Source organism: Pseudomonas sp. AM4(2022) (assembly GCF_036346515.1).
Classification (GTDB): domain Bacteria; phylum Pseudomonadota; class Gammaproteobacteria; order Pseudomonadales; family Pseudomonadaceae; genus Aquipseudomonas; species Aquipseudomonas paracarnis.
The window spans coordinates 1-24,250 of the sequence record NZ_JAOTNW010000019.1; the positions used below are offsets into that span (position 1 = coordinate 1).

At 60.0% G+C, this 24,250-nt stretch carries 23 protein-coding genes; 9 read left to right on the top strand and 14 right to left on the bottom strand.

The window, feature by feature from the left end; translation table 11 throughout:
* Positions 1–90: 90 nt before the first annotated feature.
* The 9 genes from msrQ to mrcB form a co-directional block, all read right to left on the bottom strand.
* The gene (gene msrQ, locus ODQ19_RS21920; RefSeq protein WP_330211196.1) at positions 91–711 is read right to left on the bottom strand and encodes a protein-methionine-sulfoxide reductase heme-binding subunit MsrQ; all 621 of its coding nucleotides are present in this window, start codon (positions 709–711) and stop codon (positions 91–93) included.
* Positions 711–1,724 (bottom strand): protein-methionine-sulfoxide reductase catalytic subunit MsrP, encoded by a 1,014-nt coding sequence (gene msrP, locus ODQ19_RS21925; protein WP_330211197.1) that lies wholly within the window; start codon positions 1,722–1,724, stop codon positions 711–713. Before msrP ends, msrQ begins: the two co-directional genes overlap by 1 nt.
* A gap of 63 nt (positions 1,725–1,787) precedes the next feature.
* A complete protein-coding gene (gene pssA / locus ODQ19_RS21930) occupies positions 1,788–2,645 on the bottom strand; it encodes a CDP-diacylglycerol--serine O-phosphatidyltransferase (RefSeq protein WP_003194131.1) in 858 nt (285 codons plus the stop codon).
* Between the two features lie 144 nt (positions 2,646–2,789).
* Entirely contained in the window at positions 2,790–3,806 is a 1,017-nt protein-coding gene (gene ilvC / locus ODQ19_RS21935) for a ketol-acid reductoisomerase (protein ID WP_003194132.1), read from the bottom strand.
* A 46-nt stretch (positions 3,807–3,852) separates the two neighbouring features.
* On the bottom strand, positions 3,853–4,344 hold the full coding sequence (gene ilvN / locus ODQ19_RS21940) for an acetolactate synthase small subunit (protein ID WP_003176102.1): 492 nt from the start codon (positions 4,342–4,344) through the stop codon (positions 3,853–3,855).
* Positions 4,345–4,346: 2 nt separating this feature from the next.
* A complete protein-coding gene (locus ODQ19_RS21945; protein WP_330211198.1) occupies positions 4,347–6,071 on the bottom strand; it encodes an acetolactate synthase 3 large subunit in 1,725 nt (574 codons plus the stop codon).
* Positions 6,072–6,501: 430 nt separating this feature from the next.
* The gene (locus ODQ19_RS21950; protein ID WP_330211199.1) at positions 6,502–6,831 is read right to left on the bottom strand and encodes a YqcC family protein; all 330 of its coding nucleotides are present in this window, start codon (positions 6,829–6,831) and stop codon (positions 6,502–6,504) included.
* Positions 6,831–7,565: a tetratricopeptide repeat protein gene (locus tag ODQ19_RS21955; RefSeq protein ID WP_330211200.1), complete on the bottom strand. Its 735-nt coding sequence runs from the start codon at positions 7,563–7,565 to the stop codon at positions 6,831–6,833. The genes ODQ19_RS21950 and ODQ19_RS21955 overlap by 1 nt, the downstream gene beginning before the upstream one ends.
* 16 nt (positions 7,566–7,581) lie before the next feature.
* Positions 7,582–9,906: a penicillin-binding protein 1B gene (gene mrcB / locus ODQ19_RS21960; protein ID WP_116668691.1), complete on the bottom strand. Its 2,325-nt coding sequence runs from the start codon at positions 9,904–9,906 to the stop codon at positions 7,582–7,584.
* Between the two features lie 118 nt (positions 9,907–10,024).
* Here mrcB and ODQ19_RS21965 point away from each other — a divergent pair, with 118 nt between their 5' ends.
* The 3 genes from ODQ19_RS21965 (at position 10,025) to ODQ19_RS21975 (ending at position 12,495) form a co-directional block, all read left to right on the top strand.
* Positions 10,025–11,581 carry a bifunctional aminoglycoside phosphotransferase/ATP-binding protein gene (locus ODQ19_RS21965; protein ID WP_330211201.1) on the top strand — a complete coding sequence of 519 codons (1,557 nt, stop codon included), beginning with the start codon at positions 10,025–10,027 and terminating at the stop codon, positions 11,579–11,581.
* A 92-nt stretch (positions 11,582–11,673) separates the two neighbouring features.
* Complete coding sequence (locus ODQ19_RS21970) at positions 11,674–12,018, top strand: pentapeptide repeat-containing protein (protein ID WP_330211202.1); 345 nt, start codon at positions 11,674–11,676, stop codon at positions 12,016–12,018.
* A gap of 204 nt (positions 12,019–12,222) precedes the next feature.
* Entirely contained in the window at positions 12,223–12,495 is a 273-nt protein-coding gene (locus ODQ19_RS21975) for a TfoX/Sxy family protein (RefSeq protein WP_003194139.1), read from the top strand.
* A gap of 243 nt (positions 12,496–12,738) precedes the next feature.
* Here the strand turns inward: ODQ19_RS21975 and ODQ19_RS21980 are convergent, their stop codons facing one another.
* The 3 genes from ODQ19_RS21980 to ODQ19_RS21990 are packed head-to-tail and all read right to left on the bottom strand — an operon-like array spanning position 12,739 to position 15,418.
* Entirely contained in the window at positions 12,739–13,506 is a 768-nt protein-coding gene (locus ODQ19_RS21980; protein WP_330211203.1) for a heme ABC transporter ATP-binding protein, read from the bottom strand.
* A complete protein-coding gene (locus ODQ19_RS21985) occupies positions 13,506–14,543 on the bottom strand; it encodes a FecCD family ABC transporter permease (protein ID WP_330211204.1) in 1,038 nt (345 codons plus the stop codon). The genes ODQ19_RS21980 and ODQ19_RS21985 overlap by 1 nt, the downstream gene beginning before the upstream one ends.
* Complete coding sequence (locus ODQ19_RS21990; protein WP_330211205.1) at positions 14,540–15,418, bottom strand: heme/hemin ABC transporter substrate-binding protein; 879 nt, start codon at positions 15,416–15,418, stop codon at positions 14,540–14,542. The genes ODQ19_RS21985 and ODQ19_RS21990 overlap by 4 nt, the downstream gene beginning before the upstream one ends.
* A 156-nt stretch (positions 15,419–15,574) precedes the next feature.
* Between ODQ19_RS21990 and ODQ19_RS21995 the strand changes: the two genes are divergently transcribed.
* Positions 15,575–15,892, top strand: a complete 318-nt coding sequence (locus ODQ19_RS21995) for a Rieske (2Fe-2S) protein (protein ID WP_330211206.1) — start codon at positions 15,575–15,577, stop codon at positions 15,890–15,892.
* Here ODQ19_RS21995 and sfsA read toward each other — a convergent pair.
* Positions 15,889–16,602 (bottom strand): DNA/RNA nuclease SfsA, encoded by a 714-nt coding sequence (gene sfsA / locus ODQ19_RS22000; protein ID WP_330211207.1) that lies wholly within the window; start codon positions 16,600–16,602, stop codon positions 15,889–15,891. The two genes, ODQ19_RS21995 and sfsA, sit on opposite strands and share 4 nt — an antisense overlap.
* Complete coding sequence (locus ODQ19_RS22005; protein WP_014719940.1) at positions 16,602–17,774, bottom strand: pyridoxal phosphate-dependent aminotransferase; 1,173 nt, start codon at positions 17,772–17,774, stop codon at positions 16,602–16,604. The genes sfsA and ODQ19_RS22005 overlap by 1 nt, the downstream gene beginning before the upstream one ends.
* A 320-nt stretch (positions 17,775–18,094) precedes the next feature.
* Here ODQ19_RS22005 and dksA point away from each other — a divergent pair, with 320 nt between their 5' ends.
* The 5 genes from dksA (at position 18,095) to ODQ19_RS22030 (ending at position 24,145) form a co-directional block, all read left to right on the top strand.
* Positions 18,095–18,538: an RNA polymerase-binding protein DksA gene (gene dksA / locus ODQ19_RS22010; RefSeq protein WP_003194150.1), complete on the top strand. Its 444-nt coding sequence runs from the start codon at positions 18,095–18,097 to the stop codon at positions 18,536–18,538.
* Between the two features lie 83 nt (positions 18,539–18,621).
* Positions 18,622–19,509 (top strand): tRNA glutamyl-Q(34) synthetase GluQRS, encoded by an 888-nt coding sequence (gene gluQRS, locus ODQ19_RS22015; RefSeq protein WP_330211208.1) that lies wholly within the window; start codon positions 18,622–18,624, stop codon positions 19,507–19,509.
* Between the two features lie 62 nt (positions 19,510–19,571).
* The gene (locus tag ODQ19_RS22020) at positions 19,572–19,748 is read left to right on the top strand and encodes a hypothetical protein (protein WP_003176118.1); all 177 of its coding nucleotides are present in this window, start codon (positions 19,572–19,574) and stop codon (positions 19,746–19,748) included.
* Positions 19,732–22,686 carry a sensor histidine kinase gene (locus ODQ19_RS22025; protein WP_003194154.1) on the top strand — a complete coding sequence of 985 codons (2,955 nt, stop codon included), beginning with the start codon at positions 19,732–19,734 and terminating at the stop codon, positions 22,684–22,686. The genes ODQ19_RS22020 and ODQ19_RS22025 overlap by 17 nt, the downstream gene beginning before the upstream one ends.
* Positions 22,687–22,708: 22 nt before the next feature.
* A complete protein-coding gene (locus ODQ19_RS22030) occupies positions 22,709–24,145 on the top strand; it encodes a sigma-54-dependent transcriptional regulator (protein ID WP_116668682.1) in 1,437 nt (478 codons plus the stop codon).
* Positions 24,146–24,250 lie beyond the last annotated feature (105 nt).

Here is a 24,250-nt window from a genome sequence, read left to right on the forward strand (position 1 = left end):
CAACTCATTGTTTACCAAGGAGTTTTCCGTTTCGACTGCGCCGGAAGTGGGGCGAATTATAGGCTTCCAGAATCTGCCGTCAAGGCTTAATTACGCTTTTGTTGCAGAAGGCGCTTTTTTAGCAATAAGGCGAGGGATTCGACGCATTACCGGCGGCACCCGCATCAACAGAAGTAGCGCACCTACAGAAGCGTAGATAGCCCACTCCTTCAGATCCGCCCGCACTATCCATAGCATGTGCAGCAAACCGAGCCCAAGAATCACATAGACCAGACGATGCAGCTTCTTCCAGCGACTCCCCAACCGACGCTGGCTATAGCGGTTCGACGTGACGGCCAACATAAGAAGAGCAACAAACCCCAGCGCACCCACAATGATGTAGGGCCGTCTGCTCAGCTCTACGCCGAGCTGCGACCAATCCAGCCCCAGAACAAACACGCAATAGGCCGCCAGGTGCAGCACAACATAAGCAAAGCACCACAACCCCAACTGTCGACGCACCGCTATCCACCCCGCCCAACCGCTCAACTTCTGCAGCGGCGTCATAGCAAGCGTGATCAGCAATAGAATGAGCGTCCCCAAACCCAGGCGATCGACGAGCACCTTGCCTGGATCAGGCCCCAGCGCAGAACTCCACGCTTCATACAACCAGAGCAATGGCCACACTGCTGCGGCTACAAACACTCCGATGCGCCAGATGGGATAGCGCATCAGTAGTTCTTCCGCAAATCGAGGCCTGCATATAAAGCAGCGACCTCATCCGAATAGCCATTGAACATCTGCGTCTCGCGCACATTCGGACTAAACAAGCCGCTCGGCAGACGGCGCTCCCGCGCCTGGGTCCAGCGCGGGTGATCGACCGTAGGATTCACATTCGCATAAAACCCATACTCATCAGCCGCAATACTCTGCCAGGTCGTTTTCGGCTGCTCACTGACCAGACTGATACGCACGATGGACTTCACACTCTTGAAGCCATACTTCCACGGCACCACCAAGCGCAACGGCGCGCCGTTCTGGTTAGGCAACTCCCGTCCATACATGCCCACAGCGAGGATCGCCAACGGATTCATCGCCTCATCCAGGCGCAGCCCTTCCACATAAGGCCAATCGATCAAGCCGAAACTTGAGCGTTGCCCAGGCATGCTCTTGGGATCCTGAAGGGTTTCAAAACGGATGTACTTGGCTTTGGAGGTTGGCTCGACCTGCTTGAGCAACGCCGAGATGGGAAAGCCTATCCACGGAATCACCATGGACCATGCCTCGACGCAACGCAGGCGGTAGATGCGCTCTTCCAGCTCATAGGGTTTCATGAAGTCCTCCAAGGCATAGCGCCCAGGTTTTGCGACTTCACCATCAATCACCACACTCCAGGGCTGCGTCTTGAGTGAGCCCGCATTCGTTGCCGGGTCGCCCTTGCCTGTGCCGAACTCATAAAAGTTGTTGTAGTGAGTTGCATCCTTGAATGGCGTGATGGCCTCATCTTGGACCATCACCGCCTGCCACTTCGTATTCGGAAGTTTTTCCGTAAACCAGTCAGGCGCCCTGCCCGGCTCGACGTCGGCATACCGCGAAGCATCGCTCGCACTGGCCCAACGCGGCAAGCTGCTGGCGGCAATACCGGCAAGCGCACCGGCGAGCAGGCTGCGGCGAGAGAGATAGAAGGATTCAGGCGTGACATCCGATTCGTGACAATCGGACGCTTTGGGTAATTTGATTAACATGGTAACTCCGCAGCGTTGGAGAACTGATGCACCAATAGACTGCGGAGTATGGGGGAAATTACATTAAGGCAATGTTTTGTCCCGACGCAGTCGCAACAAGTACTGAATCGGGCCAGAAGCAGCGTAGGCCAGGAACGCCAGCAGCAGGATACGCGGCGGATCACTGAACACGACCGCGAACACCAGCACCACGACAAGGATGGCCACGAAAGGCACGCGGCCCTTGAGGTCAAATTCCTTAAAGCTGTTGTACTTGATGTTGCTGACCATCAGCATGCCGGCCGCCGCCACCATCAGGGCAACCAGGAACGACATCTTCGACCCCTGAATCCCGTAGTCACTGAACGCCCAGACAATCCCCGCGACAACACCCGCCGCTGCCGGGCTGGCAAGGCCGATGAAGTAGCGCTTGTCGGCAGTCCCCACCTGGGTGTTGAAGCGCGCCAGGCGCAAAGCGGCACCCGCGACATAGATGAAGGCAACCATCCAGCCGACCTTGCCCATGTCACCCAGCGCCCAGGCAAACGCCAGCAGTGCGGGGGCGACACCAAAGGCAACCATGTCCGACAACGAGTCATACTCGGCGCCGAAGGCACTTTGGGTATTGGTCATGCGCGCGACACGCCCATCCAGGCCGTCGAGCACCATGGCGACGAAGATTGCGATAGCGGCAAAACCGAAGTATTTGCTGGCACTCGCCGCATCACCCGCCGCCAGCGCACTCTGGGCACTCATGGAGTTGATGATGGAGTAGAAGCCGGCAAACAGGTTCGCCGTGGTGAACAGGTTGGGCAGCAGATAGATGCCACGATGCCGGACTTTGCGGCCTTCGGCGTCATGCCCTTCTTCGACATGTTCATCGATCGGCAGCATGCTTTCGGCGTCGGAAGCCTGATGTGGCTCTTCGGGACGTTCGCTCATGGACTTTACCTTGCAACGGTGTGAAAAAATTCGACAGATACTTGCGGCGAGTGTTCGCCCGCAAACGATGCAGCTTTATACCAGAACCCACCCCTCAAACGAAAAAACGCGGCCTAAGCCGCGTTTTCCCTTGATGCGTACGACTTAGTTCTTGGCTTTGTCGACGATCTTGTTGGCACCGATCCACGGCATCATGGAGCGCAGTTGCTCGCCGATGACTTCGATACCGTGAGCAGCGTTGTTACGACGCTTGGCGGTCATCGAAGGGTAGCCGGTAGCGCCTTCGCTGATGAACATTTTGGCGTATTCGCCGTCCTGAATACGTTTCAGGGCGTTGCGCATGGCCTGGCGGGACTCGGCGTTGATCACTTCAGGGCCGGTCACGTACTCGCCGTATTCGGCGTTGTTGGAGATCGAGTAGTTCATGTTGGCGATACCGCCTTCGTACATGAGGTCAACGATCAGCTTCAGTTCATGCAGGCATTCGAAGTAGGCCATTTCCGGCGCGTAGCCAGCTTCAACCAGGGTTTCGAAACCAGCTTTTACCAGCTCAACGGTACCGCCGCACAGAACGGCTTGCTCACCGAACAGGTCGGTTTCGGTCTCGTCCTTGAAGGTGGTTTCGATGATGCCGGTACGACCGCCACCCACGCCAGCAGCGTAGGACAGTGCAACGTTCTTGGCGTTGCCCGAAGCGTCCTGGTAGATCGCGATCAGGTCAGGGATACCGCCGCCTTTGACGAATTCGGAACGCACGGTGTGACCCGGTGCTTTCGGCGCGATCATGATCACGTCGAGGTCAGCGCGTGGCACAACCTGGTTGTAGTGAATCGCGAAGCCGTGGGAGAAGGCCAGGGTGGCGCCCTTCTTGATGTTCGGTTCGATTTCGTTTTTGTACAGCGAGGACTGAAACTCGTCCGGGGTCAGAATCATGACCAGGTCGGCAGCCGCGACAGCAGAAGCAACGTCAGTCACTTTCAGGCCATGGGCTTCAGCCTTGGCGACAGTGGCCGAGCCTTTACGCAGGCCAACAGTCACGTCCACGCCGGAATCTTTCAGGTTGCACGCTTGGGCGTGGCCCTGGGAACCGTAGCCGATGATGGCGACTTTCTTGCCCTGGATGATCGACAGGTCACAATCTTTATCGTAATAAACTTTCATGAGGTTCCTCTATATATCCAGGCCGTAAGGCCATTCGCTAATTGGGTTAGATGCTGAGTACTTTGTCGCCACGGGCAATCCCGGTGACACCACTGCGTACGGTTTCCAGAATCGAGGCCGTCCCGATCGACTGGATGAAGCTGTCCAGTTTGTCGCTGGTACCGGTCAGTTGAACGGTATAAACGCTGGCGCTCACATCGACGATCTGCCCGCGATAAATATCGGTAGTGCGCTTGATCTCGGCACGCTGCGCCCCAGTCGCCTTGACTTTAACAAGCATCAGCTCGCGCTCGATGTGAGCGCTTTCCGACAAGTCGACCAGCTTGACCACTTCGATCAGCTTGTTGAGGTTCTTGGTGATCTGCTCGATCACCTCATCGTGGCCTACGGTGGTCAACGTCAGGCGCGACAGGGTCGGGTCTTCGGTCGGGGCCACGGTCAGGCTTTCGATGTTGTAGTTGCGTTGCGAAAACAGGCCGACAACACGAGACAGAGCGCCGGGTTCGTTCTCCAGAAGCAGGGAGATAATATGCCGCATGATTAAGTACGCTCCGTCTTGTTCAGCCACATGTCGCGCATAGAGCCGTCTTTGATCTGCATCGGGTAGACGTGCTCGCTGGTATCCACCTGAATATCGATGAACACCAGGCGGTCCTTCATGGCGAACGCCTCTTCCATTTTCGGCTTCAGATCTTTCAGATCGTTGATGCGAATGCCGACGTGGCCATAGGCCTCAACCAATTTGACGAAGTCTGGCAACGATTCCATGTAGGAATGGGAGTGACGGCTACCGTAGCTCATGTCCTGCCACTGACGAACCATGCCCAGTACGCCGTTGTTCAAGCAGACGATCTTCACCGGAAGGCCGTACTGCAGGCACGTCGACAGTTCCTGGATGTTCATCTGGATGCTGCCTTCGCCCGTCACACAGGCAACGTCGGCATCCGGGAAGCTCAGCTTCACACCCATTGCCGCAGGAAAACCAAAGCCCATCGTGCCCAGGCCACCGGAGTTGATCCAGCGGTTAGGCTTGTCGAACTTGTAGTACTGCGCCGCGAACATCTGGTGCTGGCCTACGTCGGAGGTCACAAAGGCGTCGCCCTTGGTCACTTCGCACAGGGTTTCGATCACGGTTTGCGGCTTGATGATGCTGCCGTCGCCCTTGTCGTAAGGGAACAGGCCGCGATCACCGCGCCATTCGTCGATCTGCTTCCACCAGCTGGCAACGGATTCCTTGTTCGGCGTTTCGCCGATGTCCTTGAGCGCGGCAACCATCTCGGTCAACACGCTTTCCACCGGCCCAACAATCGGCACATCGGCCTTGATGGTCTTGGAAATGGACGCCGGGTCGATGTCGATGTGGATGATCTTGGCATTCGGGCAGAACTTGCTCGCGCCGTTGATCACACGGTCATCGAACCGCGCGCCCACCGCCAGGATCACGTCAGCGTGGTGCATGGTCAGGTTGGCAGTGTAGCTGCCGTGCATGCCGAGCATACCGACGAACTGGCGGTCCGTACCCGGGAATGCGCCGAGGCCCATCAGGGTGTTGGTCACCGGCAGGTTGAGCAACTTGGCCAGTTCGGTCAACGGACCGGAACCGCCACCCAGAATCACGCCACCGCCGGAGTAGAGCACAGGACGCTTGGCCGCCAGGAGCATTTCTGCTGCCTTGCGGATTTGCCCCGAGTGCCCACGCACGGCTGGGCTGTAGGAACGCAGCTTGGCTTTTTTCGGGAAGACGTATTCGAACTTCTCGGCCGGGTTGGTCATGTCTTTCGGGATATCGACCACTACCGGGCCCGGGCGACCGGACTGGGCGAGGTAGAACGCCTTTTTCATGACATCCGGGATTTCCGAGGGATGCTTGATCATGAAGCTGTGTTTCACGATCGGCCGGGAAATACCGATCATGTCGGTTTCCTGGAATGCATCGGTGCCGACCATGGTGCTAGGCACCTGGCCAGAGATGATCACCATCGGAATGGAGTCCATATAGGCAGTCGCGATGCCGGTAATGGCATTGGTTGCGCCTGGGCCGGACGTTACCAGTACCACGCCGGCTTTACCGGTGGCACGGGCGTAACCGTCAGCCATATGAGTCGCGGCCTGTTCGTGGCGAACCAGGATGTGGGTAACAGCCGGTTCCTTGAACAGTGCGTCGTAGACATGCAGCAGAGCACCACCTGGGTACCCGTAGATATAGTCGACGCCTTCGTCACGCAAAAAGCGGACGAGCATCTCACCGCCAGATAAAAGCTCCACGTTGTTCACCTCTAAAACGCCAGAATACCGTCCGTTAAAACCGACGGGTCTTAATAGGTTTACTTCTCAACAGAGCATGAGCGACGGTGGTCGCCGACTACGTCAGCACTGACTGAGCAAGTATTGGGATCGTCCCAAGTGTTGCGGGCTTTTCCCACCCAGCGCGAGGTAACGCGTTGCGGGTGTTACAGGTCGGCGCGGATGTGCGCCTCATGATCTGCTGAGCGGGCCTGCTTCTGGCAGTCCCGATACAGCGGACTTTGGATTCTTCTGTTTCACGCCCTTCAAGTCAAGCAATAATTGCGCTTTTTTCCAACTAAGCGCATGAGAACGTAGAAGAAAGGGCTTTGAGGAGGGATAAAACTCGCCTGAATGTCGTCAAGCGGTAGAAATGTGCGCAAGACTGCCGGAAAAACCGGCAGTCAGGCAATTAACGAGCGTCGACGATCAATTGATCGAACTTTTTCAGCGCGTTACGCAAGCCGAGGCTCTCCAGCGGCCGATCGGCGTAGACCATTTCGGCCATTTCCAGGATCCCCGACGCATTCGGCAAGGGCAGGTCCTGTTCCAGGATCTGCTTCATACGCGCGAGGAAGATCCATTGCAGCCACTGGTGGAAGTCCAGGGTATCAACGGAAAAGGGCTCGACACTGCTGAGCGCTTCAGCACTGGGGGAGACTTCATCCCACCAGCCCTGAACGCGCAGTTCGCGCTCGATCAGCAATAACTGCTCGGCAATCGCGGGAAAACGCGCATCCATCAGAGGCTGACCTTGGCTTTTTGCCGCGCCTGGGCAGCACCCGCAGCATCCCCCTGGGCGGCACGTGCATCACCGATCAAGGCCCACAGGCTGGCTTGCAGGTCTGGACGCCCATTGGCCAGGCTCAGACCACGGCGAGCGAATTGCTCCGCCTGGGGCGCATCGCCCTGGGCCATGCGCACCTGGGCCAGGCGATAGAGCACTTGTGGCTCACGCGGCGCCACGCGCTGGGCACGTTCAAGGCTCGACGAGGCGCCATTCAAATCGCCACCCGCCTGCTGCTGCTGAGCGGTGGTGAGCAACGCCAGCACCGGGCCATCGAGTTGCTCGTCAGCCGACAACCCGCCCGCATTGGACGATGACGGAATACCGCTCGGCGTCGAAGGCATGTTGTAGGTGCCCTGGTTGACCGGCGCGGTTTGAATCGGCGTGGAGTTCACCGGCCCGGAAGTGCTCGGGCCTGGGGTCCATGGCTCGGCACTGATAGGCGCCGAGGTTGCAGTCCCACTGCCGGGCACCATCACCACGACGCCGGAGTCCTGGGGAATTGCCTGGGTTGCAGCTTGGGCAGGCCGTTTGACCACGGTCTGACGGAAGCCGCCATTGGCCGAAATGCGGTCGTTATTGGAGACGGACGTGCTTGAGTCCACCACAGGGATAGAGCCGCGCTGCACGCTGGAGCAACCGCCGAGCAAAGCCAGAGCCGTAATTGCTGGAATCCACAACTTGTTCACTTGAAACCCTCTTTGCTTAATTCATCCAGCCCTTGACCCAATCCATCACCGAATCCGCGTCAGCAGGGGCACTGCCACCGCACGCAGGCCCGGGTGGTGGTTCGCTGCCGCGAATATACGGCATCTGCACCGCCCCCGGACAGTTGGCATCGGAGCCTTGGCCGGTGTGCGGATCAATCCAGGCCTGCACGATATTGTCCGGCTGCGGCATGTTGAGCGGCAACGGGTCAGCCTTGCGCATGAAACTGGTCCATACCTGCAACGCGCCGGTCGCACCGGTGAACGGCGTCTTGCCATTGTCGTCGCGCCCCAGCCATACCACGGCCAGTACATCCTGGCCGAAACCTGCGAACCAGCTGTCGCGGGAGTCGTTGCTGGTACCGGTCTTGCCCGCCAGGGTCAGGTTCGACGGCAGCACGCTGTAGACCGAACGCCCCGTCCCCTCGCGCATTACGCGCTGCATGGCGTTCTGGATCAGGTAGATGGAGCCCGCGTCGAAGCGCTGCTGAATCTGGAACGGGTAGCGCTTGAGCGGTTCGCCATCGGCGGTCAGCACACTGCGAATACCGCGCATCGGCGTATTGAAGCCACCATTGGCCAGGGTCTGGTACATGGTGGTCACTTCCATCGGCGTCATGGCCGCAGCGCCCAGGAGCATGGACGGAAACGCCGGAAACTCACGTTCGATCCCCAGTCGCGCCAGGGTCTTCAGGACATTCGGCACACCGACTTCAAGCCCCAGGCGCGAGGTCGAGATGTTGTAGGAATGCGCCAACCCTTGATACAGGAACACCGTGCCATGGGAACGGCGGTCGAAGTTCTTGGGCGTCCATACCTGGCCATTCGCACCTTTGACCGACAGCGGGTCATCGGACAGCCAACTGGTCAGCGTGTACTTGCTGGGTTTTTCCAGTGCCGTGAGATAGACCGCGGGCTTGACCAGCGAGCCAATCGGCCGCACGGCATCCAGTGCGCGGTTGAAACCGGCGAAACTGGCCTGGCGGCTGCCAATCATGGCCTGGACCTCGCCGGTTTCCGGGTTGGTCACGACCATGGCGGCTTCGACTTCATCCGAGCCTTTACGGCCAGTCAGGCGCTTGAAGGTGTCGTTGACCGACGCTTCGGCCTTCATCTGCAGGATGGGGTCGAAGCTGGTGAAGATCCGCAGCCCCTCTTCGGTCAAGTCTTCGTCGCGGTAGTCTTCGCGCAGTTGGCGCTTGACCAGGTCGATAAAGCCAGGGAATGAGCTATCCGCCAGCTTGCCGCGGGTTGTCACACCCAGTGGCATTTTTTTCGCAGCGGCCACTTGCTCAGCAGTGGCGACACCCTGCTGCTCCAGTACATCGAGCACCAGGTTGCGACGTTCAAGCGCACGCTCCGGGTTGCGGCGCGGGTTGTAATAGGACGGCCCCTTGACCATCCCCACCAGCAACGCGACCTGATGCAATTTCAACTCGGACAACGGCTGCCCGAAGAAGAACTGGCTGGCCAGGCCGAAACCGTGCACGGCGCGCTGGCCATCCTGACCGACGAATACCTCGTTGAGGTAGGCCTCGAGGATTTCCTGCTTGCTGTAATGCAGCTCCAGCAACATCGCCATCATGGCTTCGGTGAGCTTACGGGTCAGGCTGCGCTCGTTGGTCAGGTAGAAGTTCTTGACCAGTTGCTGCGTCAGCGTACTGCCGCCCTGGGTCATCTTGCCGCCGGAAGTGTTGACCCAGATAGCGCGGGCAATCGACTTCGGCGACACACCCCAGTGGCTATAGAAATCGCGGTCTTCGACAGCGACCAGGGTTTCCAGCAGATATGGCGGCACCTGATCGAGCTTGATCAGGATGCGATCTTCAAGGTTCTTCGGGTAAATACCGCCGATCAGCAACGGTTCAAGACGCACCACCGGCAGCTTGGAGCCATTGAGCGACGACAGCTCAGCCACATAGTCGCCAGAGAAACGCACGCGCACCGGCTGGGCTTTTTCCAGGCCCTCGTAGAACTGGAAGCCACGGGTGTTCAGGTCGACGGTATTACCGCTGACCGCCGCAGCGCCAGGGCCATTGCTCACGGGTTCGCGGCGGTAGCCCAACGCATCGAGCTCGGTAAGGAAGTCTTCCTTGCTCAGCTTCTGGCCAGAGAACAGCTCCAGCGGGCGTGCATACACCTTGGCCGGAATCGTCCAGCGCTTGCCGGAGAATTTTTCCTGCACCACGGCATCGAGGTACACCGCAAGGCCGGCGACGGCCACAAGGCCCACCAGGCCAAGCTTGATCACCCAGCCCAGCCAAGGGCGCGGGCCACGGGAAGGAGGTTTTTTACGGGAACGGGGAGATCGGGTTCGAGTCATGGCGGCGGATTATACGCACTTTATTGATGATCAACATGAGCCGGACAGCGGTTTGCACGACTGGCCTCAGCAGCCATAATGTTCCCCATGATTTTCCCCAGACTTTGAAGGATCGCCCGTGAGCCAGACCCTGATCGCTGCCCTGCAAAACCCGGCCTTGTACCCTCATCCGGTTGAAGCGTTTCAAGTCATCGAGACCCATATTTCCTGGGTGATACTGACGGGGCCCTACGCTTATAAGCTGAAGAAACCGATGAACTTCGGCTTCCTGGACTTCACCCACCTGGACGACCGTGGGCATTTCTGCCGCGAGGAACTGCGCCTCAACCAGCGCCTGACCGAAGATTTGTATCTTGAAGTGTTGCCGATTACCGGCACTGCCGAGGCGCCGCAACTGGGTGGTGACGGCCCGGCCATCGAGTACGCGCTGAAAATGCGCCAGTTCCCGCAAAGCCAGATGCTCAGTACCCTGCAAACCAACGGCGAACTGACCAGCGCGCACATCGATGAGATGGCCAAGCAGATTGCGCAGTTCCACCTCAGCGCCCCCAAAGTCCCGCAAGATCACCCCGCCGGCACGCCGCAGGAAGTGATGGCTCCGGTACGCCAGAACTTCGACCAAATCCGCCCATTCCTCAGCGACAAGGCCGACCTGACTCAGCTGGAGGCTCTGCAAGCCTGGGCTGAAAGCAGCTTCGAACGCCTCAAGCCTCTGCTTGCGCAGCGCAAGCTCGATGGCTATACCCGTGAATGTCACGGTGATATCCACCTGGGCAACGCCACCCTGATCGATGGCCGCGTGGTGATCTTCGACTGCATCGAGTTCAACGAGCCTTTCCGCTTTACCGACGTGTATGCCGACACCGCCTTTTTGGCCATGGACCTGGAAGATCGCGGCTTGAAATGCCTGGCACGGCGCTTCATAAGCCAGTACCTGGAATTGACCGGCGACTACCAGGGCCTGGAGCTCCTGAACTTCTATAAAGCCTACCGTGCATTGGTACGCGCCAAGGTTGCGCTGTTCAGCATGCCGAGCGAAGCCAACCCGGTGCAACGCGCTACCACCCTGCGCCAGTACCGCAACTACGCCAACCTGGCGGAAAGCTACAGCACCATCCCCTCGCGCTTCCTGGCAATCACCCATGGCGTTTCAGCCGTGGGCAAGAGCCACGTGGCCATGCGCCTGGTCGAAGCCCTGGGCGCGGTACGCCTGCGTTCGGATGTAGAGCGCAAGCGCCTGTTTGGCGAACAACAGGTAGAGAACACCCTGCAGGCCGGCATCTACAATCAGGACGCCAGTGCTGCCACCTACGCACGCCTGAACGAGATTGCCGACACCGTGCTGCGTGCCGGCTACCCGGTGGTGCTGGATGCCACGTTCTTGAAACGCGCGCAGCGTGACGCCGCCGCCCAGGTTGCCGAAGCCACCGGGGCGCCGTTCCTGATCCTCGACTGCAACGCCCCGCAAGCCGTTATCACCAGTTGGCTGGCACAACGTCAGGCGGATAAAAACGATCCGTCTGACGCCACACTGGCCGTTATCGAAGAACAACAAGCCAGTCGTGATCCGCTGACTGCCGAGGAGCTGCTGCTCAGCAAGCGTGTGGAGACCAATGAAAGCGGGACGCTCGACGCTTTGGTCGGGCATATCCGTCAGCATCTGCCGGGCCTGTAAGAAATATTTCTTGGTCGCGTCGTCGTCTTCGGCGCGCGACCTAGCAATAGTGGCACTATAATGGCTCCATAACGCCAACCAGAGTCGCGATCATGAGTCAGCCCAAGCTTCTTGATACCCCGCTCTACGCCCTCCTGCACAAAGACGACATCCGCGGCTTCAACCAGGAGCGCCCTGAAAATGGCACCCTCGACATGCGCGGTGGCGACTTTCGAGGGCTGGACCTGCGCGACCTGAACGCCACCGGTATTGACTTCACCGACGCCTATTTTCGCTCTGCCGATCTGCGCGGCCTGGACTTGCGTGGCTGCTCACTGGAAGGCGCCAGCCTGGCCCATGCGCAGATATCGGGGACTTATTTCCCGCCCGAACTCACGGCTGACGAAATACTCATGTCGGTCAATTTCGGTACTCGCCTGCGCTACCGCACCAAGTAACCCCACACACCGAGTTCCGGCGACACCCCCTGCCTGCCGGGCGCTTTGCGCCTGCCTGCGAGTAAGCGCCGTCGCGCCATCCTTATAAGCTTTTCAGCCCTATCTGACCAAAGAACCACGCTTTTCCTACTGAGCGCTACACTCATTTTCAGGCTGCCTGGTCACGACACCCACCGCACCATTCAGCCAACGCAAGGAGGCTTGATGAACGATGAGCTGCAACACCTGAAAAACCTTGGCAAGACGTCAGCGCAGTGGCTGCATGCGGTGGGCATCCACAGCGCGTCCGACCTGCGCCGGCTGGGGGCGGTCGATGCTTACCGAGCCGTGCGCACGCGCGGGTTTCGAGCCTCGAAGGTTCTGCTGTATGCCATTGAAGGGGCATTGATGGATGTGCACTGGAACGACATACCCACGGAGCGCAAGGAGGCCTTGAACCGTCAGTTGGAAGCGATCTCAGTGCATCAGAAGAACTAGAGTGACACTCAAACCCAGTGTTTATGGGCATTACAAACAAGCGTTTGAGAAAAATGGATGAAGCAGAAAAACAAATGTTGACTCTCAAATGAGAATCGTTATGATTATCACAACTGGTCGCGAGATCAGCCGATAACTGAAAGACCATTGGTTCGGACTCTCAGATTATCTCCTCATCAGGCTAATCACGGTTATTTGACCCGGCTCTTGCCGGGTCTTTTTTTGCCCGCGAATTAACCGGCCTCAGCGCGCAATGATCAACGGATGCCCACGCTCCGGATGCGGCTGTACCAATACATCCAGACCGAATACAGCCTTGAGCGGCACAGGTTGCAGGACTTTAGAGGGCGTATCCAGCGCGTGGGGGCGGCCGTTTTCCAGCAACAGGATCCGGTCGCAGTAACGCGCCGCCAGGTTCAAGTCATGCAGGATGACCAGCACCGCAGCGCCTCTGTCGGCAAAATGTCGGATAGCTTGCAAGGTGGTGTGTTGGTGCAGAGGGTCGAGCATCGACGTGGGTTCATCCAGCAACAACGTCTGCCCTGCCTCACCCGGCCATAACTGCGCCAGTACCCGTGCCAGGTGCACACGCTGCCGCTCGCCGCCCGACAAGGCCAGGTAACTGCGCCCACTCAGGTGGCCTACATCAGCAGCCTGCAGCGCCGCGTTGATGATTTCGTCGTCGCGCACTCGCCCGGTCTGATGAGGCAAGCGCCCCATGCCCACCACCTCTTCGACACGAAAGGCAAAGTCCAGGGTGGAGGATTGTGGCAGCACCGCCAGGCGCTGGGCACGTTGCGCGCCGGTCATATGCTTGAGCGCCTGCTGATCGAGCCAGACCTTGCCCTGATCCGGCTGCAACTCCCCGCACAGCGCCCCAAGCAAGGTACTTTTGCCGGCACCGTTGGGACCCAGCACGCCCAGCACTTCGCCCGGCAATAGGTCCAAGGTGACATCGGCGAGCACGGTCTTACCACCGCGCCGGATCTGCAACGCTTCTACCCGCAACATCAGGCGCGCCCTCGTAACAATAAATAGAGGAAAAACGGTGCACCGATAAACGCAGTGACAATACCGATTGGCAGTTCCGCCGGCGCTAACGCCAGGCGCGCCACCAGGTCCGCAAACAGCAGCAGGCTCGCACCCGCCAACACCGAGGCCGGTAACAACACTCGATGATCCGGCCCCGCCAACAGCCGCACCAGATGTGGTACCACCAAACCGACAAAACCAATCATGCCCGCCGCCGCCACTGCGGCGCCAACACCTAGGGCTGTACAGAACACCAACTCGCGCTTGAGCCCCTCCACATCAATACCCAGGTGGTTGGCCTCGGACTCCCCCAACAGCAGCGCGTTCAGCGCCTTGGCCCGGCGCGGCAACCATAGCGCCACACCCGCACTCACCAGCAGTAAGGGCCACAACCGTGAATAACTCGCGCCATTGAGGCTGCCCAGGTTCCAGAACGTCAGGGTGCGCAAGGTGGCATCGTCTGCCAGATAGGTAAACAGGCCAACGGTGGAACTGGCCAGGGCCGTCAGCGCGATACCGGCAAGCAACATCGTCGCGACATTGGTCTGGCCATTGCGACGCCCCAGCCGATAGACCAATGCCGTGACGCCCAGGCCACCGAGGAAGGCGCACAGCGACAACAGGTACGGCCCGAAAGCATCCGGCAGCCCGCCAAATAGCGAGCCACCGACAATCGCCACCGCCGCCCCCAGCGCTGCGCCGCTGGACACACCGACCAAGCCAGGGTCGGCCAGCGGGTTGCGGAACAACCCCTGCATCGCCACACCCGACAACGCCAGCACACCGCCGACCGCCAGCCCCAACAGGGTTCGCGGCAGGCGAATCTGCCCCAGGATCAACTCGGCCTGCTCCAACCCCTGGGCCTCAAGCGGTACGCCCATCAGCCTTAACGCAGCCCTGAGGGTGTCCACCAACGGCAGGCTGACCGGCCCCAGTGCCAATGAAAGCCAGATCGCCAATACACACAGCAGCGACAGCCCGATAAACAGCGTTTTTGGCTTAACCAGAGTGGTCATGGAGCAGGCTTAGGCTGGGACGGATAAAAACCGGCAGACAGTTTCTCCAGGCTTTGCGGCAATCGCGGCCCCAGGCCACCTACCAGCAAAGTCGGATCCAGCTCAAAGACGCGGCCGCTCTTGGCTGCCGGCGTAGAGGCAAGGATCGGATTTTCCTTGAACAAGGCTGCGCGCGCCGCGTCCCCGGTCAGCGCGCGATCGGCAAATACCAGCACCTCAGGGCTCAACCCCGCCAGCGATTCGACGGAAAACGGCTTGTAGCCCACATGCGTGGCAAGATTACGCCCCCCAGCCTGCTGCAACATCCAATCAGCGGCGGTGTCCTTGCCCGCGATCAGCGGCTTGCCACCGGCATGGCCGAGCAGCAATAGCACGCCTGGAGCTTTTTGCGTGGCCTGGGCCTTGGTCACCCGGCTTTTTTGCTGTGCCAGCGCCTGCTCATACCCGGCAAACAAGGCATTAGCCTGGGCCTCACTGCCGAGCAGCTTCCCCAAGTGTTCAAGGTTGCCTTTGAGCGTAGGCAAATCCGGCTGGGCCGAGAACATCTCCACTTGCACCCCTGCACTGCGAATCTGTGCCAGCACCGGCGGTGGCCCCATTTCCTCAGTGCCCACAAGGAGTTGCGGGCGCAGGCTGAGAATGCCTTCGGCCGACAACTGTCGCTGGTAACCAATGCTCGGCAAGGCCTTGAGCGAGGCGGGATGCTGAGTGGTGGTATCCACTCCGACCAACTTCGCTTCACCGCCCATGGCCACCACCCATTCCGACAGCGCCCCGCCAGCGCTGACCCAGCGTTGCGGCAGTTCAGAGGCGTGCGCCCCAGAGTTGATCAGCAGTGAGGCAACAAGCGCAATAGCGCTGGTACTCAGGCGCATAACAGGGTTTCCTTCCTAGGGCAGGGCCACTCAAGCACTCATTGATGTGACAGATAAACCCTGCCAGGCATCGTATTGAGCACCCAGTCAGCTGACGGGCGAAGCAGGCATTTGATAATTGTTTGCATTTGCACGTCAAGGCACTTAAGGATTGAAATGAAGTTTCTCTGCGCCTCAGGCGACCTCGCCGCCAACAGCAGCCGCGGTTTTGATATCGATGGCCACAGGCTGTTGGCGGTGCGGCGGGACGGCATTGCGTACTTCTATCTCAACCGCTGCCCCCATCGCGGCATCCCGCTGGAATGGCAACCTGATCGCTTCCTCGACGACAGCGCCAGCCTGATCCAATGCGCCACCCATGGCGCATTGTTCCTGATTGAAAGCGGCGAGTGCATCGCCGGGCCCTGCGCAGGCCAATACCTCACTGCCCTGCCCGGCCGTGAAGACGAACAGGGATTGTGGGTCGATCTCTAATCGCCCACCAGCACCTTCAGCCGACGCTCGACGTAAATTTCCTGCGGCGTGACCCGTACACCGTAGGCCAGCACCTCCACACCTGCAGCCTTGGCCTCACGTAGCGCGGCCGCATAACCCGCGTCGATTTCCACAGCCGGGCGCACCGCGTCGATCCCCGACAGGTTCACGCAATACAACTGCACCGCCCGTATACCGTCGCGAGCCAGATGAGCCAGCTCACGCAAGTGCTTGGCCCCACGCTGCGTCACCGCATCGGGGAAAGCCGCCACCGAGCTTCCATCAAAGCCCAGGGTGACGCTTTTGACCTCGACAAACGCAGCGCCCTGGGGGTAATCCAGGCGAAAGTCGATGCGGCTTTTCTCCTGGCCATAAGGCACCTCACGCTTCAACGCGGTAAAGCCGTTGAGCTCAGTGATCACACCGGCCAGCAAGGCTTCTTCAACCAACTGATTGGCGCGCGCGGTGTTGACGCACGCCAGCCGGCCCTGGGGCGTTTCGGCAATTTCCCACGTGCCCGGCAGCTTGCGCTTGGGATCCGTAGAACGGCTGAACCAGACCTGGCCACCTTCGACCATGCAGTTGAGCATCGAACCGGTGTTAGGGCAGTGAATGGTGAGCAACTCGCCGGTAACGGTTTCGATATCGGTGAGAAAGCGCTTGTAGCGGCGGATGAGCCGCCCTTCTTCAAGAGGAGGATTAAAACGCATCAGCCTTGCCAGCTCCGCAAACCACGGGCAATGCGCTCCACCGCCTCTTGCAGCCGATCGAGGTTCTGCGTGTAGGCAAAACGCACATGGTGCCCCGCCTGGTAGCGACCGAAATCCAACCCGGGCGTAAAGGCCACATGTTCGGTTTCGAGGAAATGACGGCAAAATGCGAAGGCATCGCCGCCGAACGCGCTGATATCGGCATACAGATAAAAGGCACCTTCGGGCTCCACGGCGATACCGAACCCCAGCTCACGCAGGGCCGGCAGCAGGAAGTCACGGCGGCGACCAAATTCGGCACGGCGCTGCTCCAGAATCTCCAGGGTTTGCGGGGTGAAACAGGCCAAAGCGGCATGCTGGGCCATGCTTGGCGCACTGATGTAGAGGTTCTGCGCCAACTTCTCCAGCTCACCCACCGCTTCAGGGGGCGCCACCAGCCAACCGAGGCGCCAGCCGGTCATGCCGAAATACTTCGAAAAACTATTCAGGACAAAGGCGTCATCATCGACTTCCAGCACGCTGGCGGCGTCGGTGCCGTAGGTGAGGCCGTGATAAATCTCGTCGACCACCAGGTGACCGTTGCGCGCCTTGATGGCGCCCGACAGCCCAGCCAACTCGTCCCGGGTGAGGATCGTGCCGGTGGGGTTGGCGGGCGATGCCACCAGCGCGCCGACACTGTCTTGGTCCCAATGCCTGGCCACCAGATCAGCGGTCAACTGGTAGCGTACGTCTGGGCCGACCGGCACCAACTGCGCCGCGCCTTCCACAAGACGTAGGAAGTGTCGGTTGCAGGGGTAGCCTGGGTCCGCCAGCAGCCAATGCTTACCCGGATCCACCAGCAAACTGCTGGCCAGCAATAACGCGCCGGAGCCACCGGGAGTGATCAGAATGCGCTGCGGGTCGATGCTCAAACCGTAGCGTTGCTGGTAGAAACCACTGATGGCTTCGCGCAACTCGGGCAAGCCGCGGGCGGCGGTGTAGCGCGTCTTACCGTTTGCCAACGCCGCTTGGCCGGCCTGGATGATCGGTTCGGCGGTGGTGAAGTCCGGCTCGCCGATTTCCAAGTGGATCACGTCGTGGCCGGCGGCCTGCAGCTCATTGGCACGCGCCAGTAACGCCATGACATGAAAAGGTTCGATGGCGCGACTGCGCGCACTGTAGGGCTGAGCCATTAGCCTTCCTTAGACGGTGAGGACAAAATCTGGATTCTACCGAACCCTCACGGTAAAACATGCTCTATTGCCTGATTGGGGCTGCAAGTGCACCCTGCGCGCGCTCGTAAAACAGCTAAAATCAATAGTCGAGGCGATACATACCCAGTCATGGCGGGCTGCTGCGGTTTGCAACCCCTTTGCCCTGGACCTCGACAACCGGGAGTAGCGCACCCTGAATGTATCTGGTAAGTTCGCCCGCTTGCAGCCGCAGGGCCGGCAGGTGTCGGTGACGTTGCAATCCTGCGCAATGGATTAGAAGAGTGAGAGGCGGTCTATTCATGTCCACCCAAGCAAAGCAACAGCAGACTCAAGGCCTCGGCGGCTTCGAACCCTATGTCGAAAAAAAGGGCGAGGAGTACATGGGCGAGCCCATGCGCGAGCACTTCACCAAGATCCTCAACAAGTGGAAACAGGACTTGATGCAGGAAGTCGACCGTACGGTTGACCATATGAAGGATGAAGCGGCCAACTTCCCTGACCCGGCCGATCGTGCCAGCCAGGAAGAAGAGTTCGCCCTCGAACTGCGCGCCCGCGATCGCGAGCGCAAGTTGATCAAGAAGATCGACAAGACCCTGCAACTGATCAAAGACGAAGAATACGGCTGGTGCGAATCCTGTGGCGTCGAAATCGGTATTCGCCGCCTGGAAGCCCGCCCAACCGCGGACCTGTGCGTAGACTGCAAGACCTTGGCTGAAATCAAGGAAAAACAGGTCGGCAAGTAACTTTGCCGAACTGAACGAATGGAGCGTGCGAACGCTCCATTTTTGTTTCTGGCGTTTACCGGTTATGCAGTAGTATCCGGCCCATGACAGCCTCTACCTATATTGGGCGCTTCGCCCCCACACCCAGCGGCCATTTGCACTTCGGTTCCCTGGTTGCCGCCCTCGCCTCCTACCTCGATGCACGCGCCCACCATGGCCGTTGGTTGATGCGCATGGAAGACCTTGACCCTCCCCGTGAAGAGCCCGGCGCCCAGGCGGCGATCCTGCATGCACTGGAAAGCTACGGCTTTGAATGGGATGGCGAACTGGTTCGCCAGAGCGAGCGGCATGATGCCTACGCCAAAGTGCTGAACGATATGTTCAACCACGGCCTGGCCTACGCCTGCACCTGCTCGCGCAAGCAATTGGAGCCCTACAACGGGATTTACCCAGGCTTGTGCCGCAATGCCGGCCACGAACAGCAGGATGCCGCCATCCGCCTGCGCGTGCCCGAGCTGGAATACCACTTTACCGACCGTGTGCAGGGCGAGTTCCGGCAGCATCTGGGCCGCGATGCCGGCGATTTCATCATCCGTCGCCGTGATGGCCTCTACGCCTATCAACTGGCGGTGGTGCTCGACGACGCCTGGCAAGGTGTAACCGATATCGTGCGCGGCGCCGACCTGCTCGACTCCACACCGCGCCAACTTTACTTGCAAGAGCTGCTCGGCCTGCGCCAACCCCGTTACTTGCACGTGCCGCTGATCGTGCAGCCGGACGGCAACAAGCTGGGCAAGTCCTACCGCTCTGCACCGTTGACAGCCGACCAGGCCACGCCTTTGCTGCTCAGAGCGCTGCGTGCACTTGGCCAACAGCCCGACGCGCAGCTGCTGCACGCCAGCCCACGAGAACTGCTGGATTGGGGCATTGCGCACTGGGACGCCACCCGCATCCCGCGCACACTGACCCTGGCCGAAGCGCAATTGAGTTGAAGGCGCTTGCAGGTTGTTCATCATCCGTTAACATCGCGGCAGATTTTTAATCAGAGGCCAACATGTACATCTATCGTTTGGTCCTGCTGCTGGTCGTCGGGATCTACCTGTTCTCCCCCGCCATCATGGATTGGTGGATCGACGCCACGGGCGCCTGGTATCGCCCTTATCTGCTATGGCTGATCCTGATCGTCGTGACCTTCATCCTGCAGAGCCAAAAAGATGCCGATGAGCTTTAGTCTCACCCAGATGCTGCTGATCAGCGCCGCCTACCTGGCTGCGTTATTCGGCGTGGCCTGGATCAGTGAGCGCGGAATGATTCCGCGGGCGATCATTCGCCATCCGTTGACCTACACCTTGTCCTTGGGCGTGTACGCCAGTGCGTGGGCGTTCTACGGCACGGTGGGGCTGGCCTATCAGTACGGCTACGGCTTTCTCTCCAGTTACCTGGGGGTGTCCGGCGCGTTCCTGCTGGCGCCGGTGCTGCTGTATCCGATCCTGAAAATCACCCGGACTTACCAGCTGTCCTCCCTGGCAGACCTGTTTGCCTTTCGCTTTCGCAGCACCTGGGCCGGTGCGCTAACCACGATCTTCATGCTGATCGGCGTGCTGCCGTTGCTGGCCCTGCAGATCCAGGCGGTGGCCGACTCCATCAGCATCCTGACCCGTGAGCCTGTGCAACATCGGGTTGCCTTGGCGTTCTGCGCGCTGATCACCTTGTTCACCATCTTCTTTGGTTCTCGCCATATCGCCACCCGCGAGAAACACCAGGGCCTGGTGTTTGCGATTGCCTTTGAGTCGGTCATCAAGCTGATCGCCATCGGCGGCGTCGGCCTTTATGCGCTCTACGGCGTGTTCGACGGCCCCCAACAGCTGGAGCTGTGGCTACTGCAAAACCAGACCGCCCTCGCCGCCTTGCATACCCCCTTGCAGGAAGGCCCATGGCGTACGCTGCTGCTGGTGTTCTTTGCCTCGGCGATCGTGATGCCGCACATGTACCACATGACCTTCACCGAGAACCTCAACCCGCGCTCGCTGGTCAGCGCCAGCTGGGGCTTGCCCCTGTTCCTGTTGCTGATGAGCCTGGCGGTGCCGCTGATCCTGTGGGCCGGCCTGAAACTGGGGGCCACCACCAACCCTGAGTATTTCACCCTGGGCATCGGTATTGCCGCCAACAGCCCGGCCCTGGCGCTACTGGCGTATGTCGGCGGGTTGTCGGCCGCCAGCGGGTTGATCATCGTCACCACCCTGGCACTCTCGGGCATGGCGCTCAACCACTTGGTACTGCCGCTGTACCAGCCGCCGGCTGAGGGCAATATCTACCGTTGGTTGAAATGGACCCGACGCGCGCTGATCGTCGCGATCATCATGGCCGGCTACGCGTTTTATCTGCTTCTGGGCGCCGGGCAAGACCTGGCCAACCTCGGCATCGTCGCGTTTGTCGCCACCTTGCAGTTCCTGCCGGGCGTGTTGTCGGTGCTGTACTGGCCGACCGCCAATCGCCGTGGCTTTATTGCAGGGCTGCTGGCCGGGATCCTGGTGTGGACCGTGACCATGCTGCTACCGCTGGTCGGCAACTTGCAGGGCTTCTATATCCCGTTGCTGAACATGATTTACGTGCTGGACGACACCAGTTGGCACATGGCTGCCATCGCCTCGCTGGCCGCCAACGTACTGATGTTTACCCTGATCTCGCTGTTCACCAACGCCAGCGCCGAGGAAACCAGCGCCGCCGAAGCCTGCGCGGTGGACAACGTGCGCCGCCCGCAACGCCGCGAACTGCATGCGGCCTCGCCCCAGGAGTTCGCCACGCAACTGGCCAAGCCCCTGGGCGCCAAGGCCGCACAAAAGGAAGTCGAACAGGCGCTGCGCGACCTCTACCTGCCATTTGACGAGCGCCGCCCTTATGCCCTGCGCCGCCTGCGTGACCGCATCGAAGCCAACCTGTCCGGGTTGATGGGCCCTAGCGTGTCCCAGGACATGGTGGAAACCTTCTTGCCCTACAAGGCCGGTGGCGAAAACTACGTCACCGAAGACATCCACTTCATCGAAAGCCGGCTGGAGGATTACCACTCACGCCTCACAGGCCTGGCCGCCGAACTCGACGCCCTGCGCCGTTACCACCGCCAGACCCTGCAGGAACTGCCGATGGGCGTGTGTTCCCTGGCCAAGGACCAGGAAATCCTGATGTGGAACAAGGCCATGGAGGAACTCACCGGCATCGCCGCCCAGCGAGTGGTGGGTTCGCGCCTTAATACCCTGGGCGATCCATGGAAAGAGCTGCTGCAGGGTTTCATCAACCTGCCGGACGAGCACTTGCACAAACAGCACTTGGCCCTCGACGGCCAGACCCGCTGGCTCAACTTGCACAAAGCGGCCATCGACGAACCTCTGGCGCCGGGTAACAGTGGCCTGGTGCTGCTGGTAGAAGATTTGACCGATACACAGATGCTCGAAGACAAGCTGGTGCACTCCGAACGCCTGGCCAGCATTGGGCGCCTGGCGGCAGGCGTGGCCCATGAAATCGGCAACCCGATCACCGGTATCGCCTGCCTGGCGCAAAACCTGCGCGAAGAGCGCGAAGAAGATGGGGAGATCACCGAAATCAGCGGGCAAATCCTTGAACAGACCAAGCGGGTTTCACGCATCGTCCAGTCGCTGATGAGCTTTGCCCACTCCGGCGCCCATCAGAATCAGGACGAAGCGGTATGCCTGGCCGAAGTGGCGCAGGATGCCATTGGGCTGTTGGCCTTGAACCGGCGCAATTTCGAAGTACAGTTCTTTAACCTGTGCGATCCGGACCATTGGGTCGATGGCGACTCACAACGCCTGGCCCAGGTGCTGATCAACCTGCTGTCCAACGCCCGCGACGCGTCGCCGGCCGGCAGTGCTGTACGCGTCAAGAGCGAGGCTTTCGAGCACACGGTCGACCTGATCGTGGAAGACGAAGGCAGCGGCATTCCACAGAACATCATGGACCGATTGTTCGAACCCTTCTTCACCACCAAGGACCCGGGTGAAGGTACCGGTCTGGGCCTTGCACTGGTCTATTCCATCGTTGAAGAGCATTATGGACAAATCACCATCGACAGCCCGGCTGACACACAAAGCCAACGCGGCACCCGTATCCGGGTGACCTTGCCGCGTCATGTCGAAGCGACGTCCGCTGTGAACTGAGACCGTCGAGAGAATTGAATCAATGCCGCACATTTTGATCGTCGAAGACGAAACCATTATCCGCTCTGCCTTGCGTCGCCTGCTTGAACGTAATCAGTACCAGGTCAGCGAAGCCGGCTCGGTGCAGGAAGCCCAAGAGCGATTCAGCATTCCCACGTTCGACCTGATTGTCAGCGACCTGCGCCTGCCCGGCGCCCCGGGCACCGAGCTGATCAAGCTGGGCCAGGGCACCCCGGTGCTGATCATGACCAGCTACGCCAGCCTGCGCTCGGCGGTGGACTCGATGAAGATGGGCGCGGTGGACTACATCGCCAAGCCTTTCGATCACGATGAAATGCTCCAGGCCGTGGCCCGCATCCTGCGTGACCGTGTATCGGCCAGCAGCGCGCCTGCCGAGCAACGCCCTACCGGCAAGGCCAGCGGCGGCGAAAAACCGGGTGTCGACAACAGCAACGGCGAGATCGGCATCATTGGCTCCTGCCCTCCGATGCAGGACTTGTACAGCAAGATCCGCAAGGTGGCGCCGACCGACTCCAATGTATTGATCCAGGGCGAATCGGGCACCGGTAAAGAACTGGTGGCCCGCGCCCTGCACAACCTGTCCAAGCGTGCCAAGGCGCCGATGATCTCGGTGAACTGCGCGGCGATCCCCGAATCCCTGATCGAGTCCGAGCTGTTCGGCCACGAGAAAGGTGCGTTCACCGGCGCCAGCGCCGGGCGTGCGGGCCTGGTGGAAGCTGCGGACGGCGGCACCTTGTTCCTTGATGAAATTGGCGAGTTGCCCCTGGAAGCCCAGGCGCGTTTGCTGCGCGTGCTGCAGGAAGGCGAAATTCGCCGTGTCGGCTCGGTGCAATCGCAGAAGGTCGACGTTCGATTGATCGCGGCGACACACCGGGACCTGAAGAGCCTGGCCAAGATCGGCCAGTTCCGTGAGGACTTGTATTACCGCCTGCATGTCATCGCGCTTAAATTGCCGGCCCTGCGCGAGCGTGGCGCCGACGTCAACGAGATCGCCAACGCATTCCTGTTGCGTCAAGGCGCGCGCATTGACCGCACCGACCTGAAGTTTGCCGCAGACGCCGAGCAGGCGATCCGTCACTACTCGTGGCCAGGGAACGTGCGTGAGCTGGAGAACGCGGTCGAGCGGGCCGTGATTCTGTCGGAGAGCCCGGAGATCTCCGCCGAGTTGCTGGGCATTGACATTGAGCTCAGCGACCTGGATGACGACGACTTCATCGGCCTGGCCCCGCAGCAGGGCGGCGGTAGCAATACCAGCCATGAACCGACGGAAGATTTGTCACTGGAAGACTACTTCCAGCACTTCGTGCTCGAGCATCAGGACCATATGACCGAGACCGAGTTGGCACGCAAGCTGGGCGTGAGTCGCAAATGCCTGTGGGAGCGGCGTCAGCGCCTGGGCATTCCACGGCGCAAGACCGGGGTGGCCAGCGAAAGCTGAGGGTGCAGCCCCACAGGTAACACCTGTTGATGTGAAAAAACTGTTACCGCTGACTTTTCACGTAACAAAAGCCGGGGCTTACGGTAACGAAGCCCCGGCTTTTTT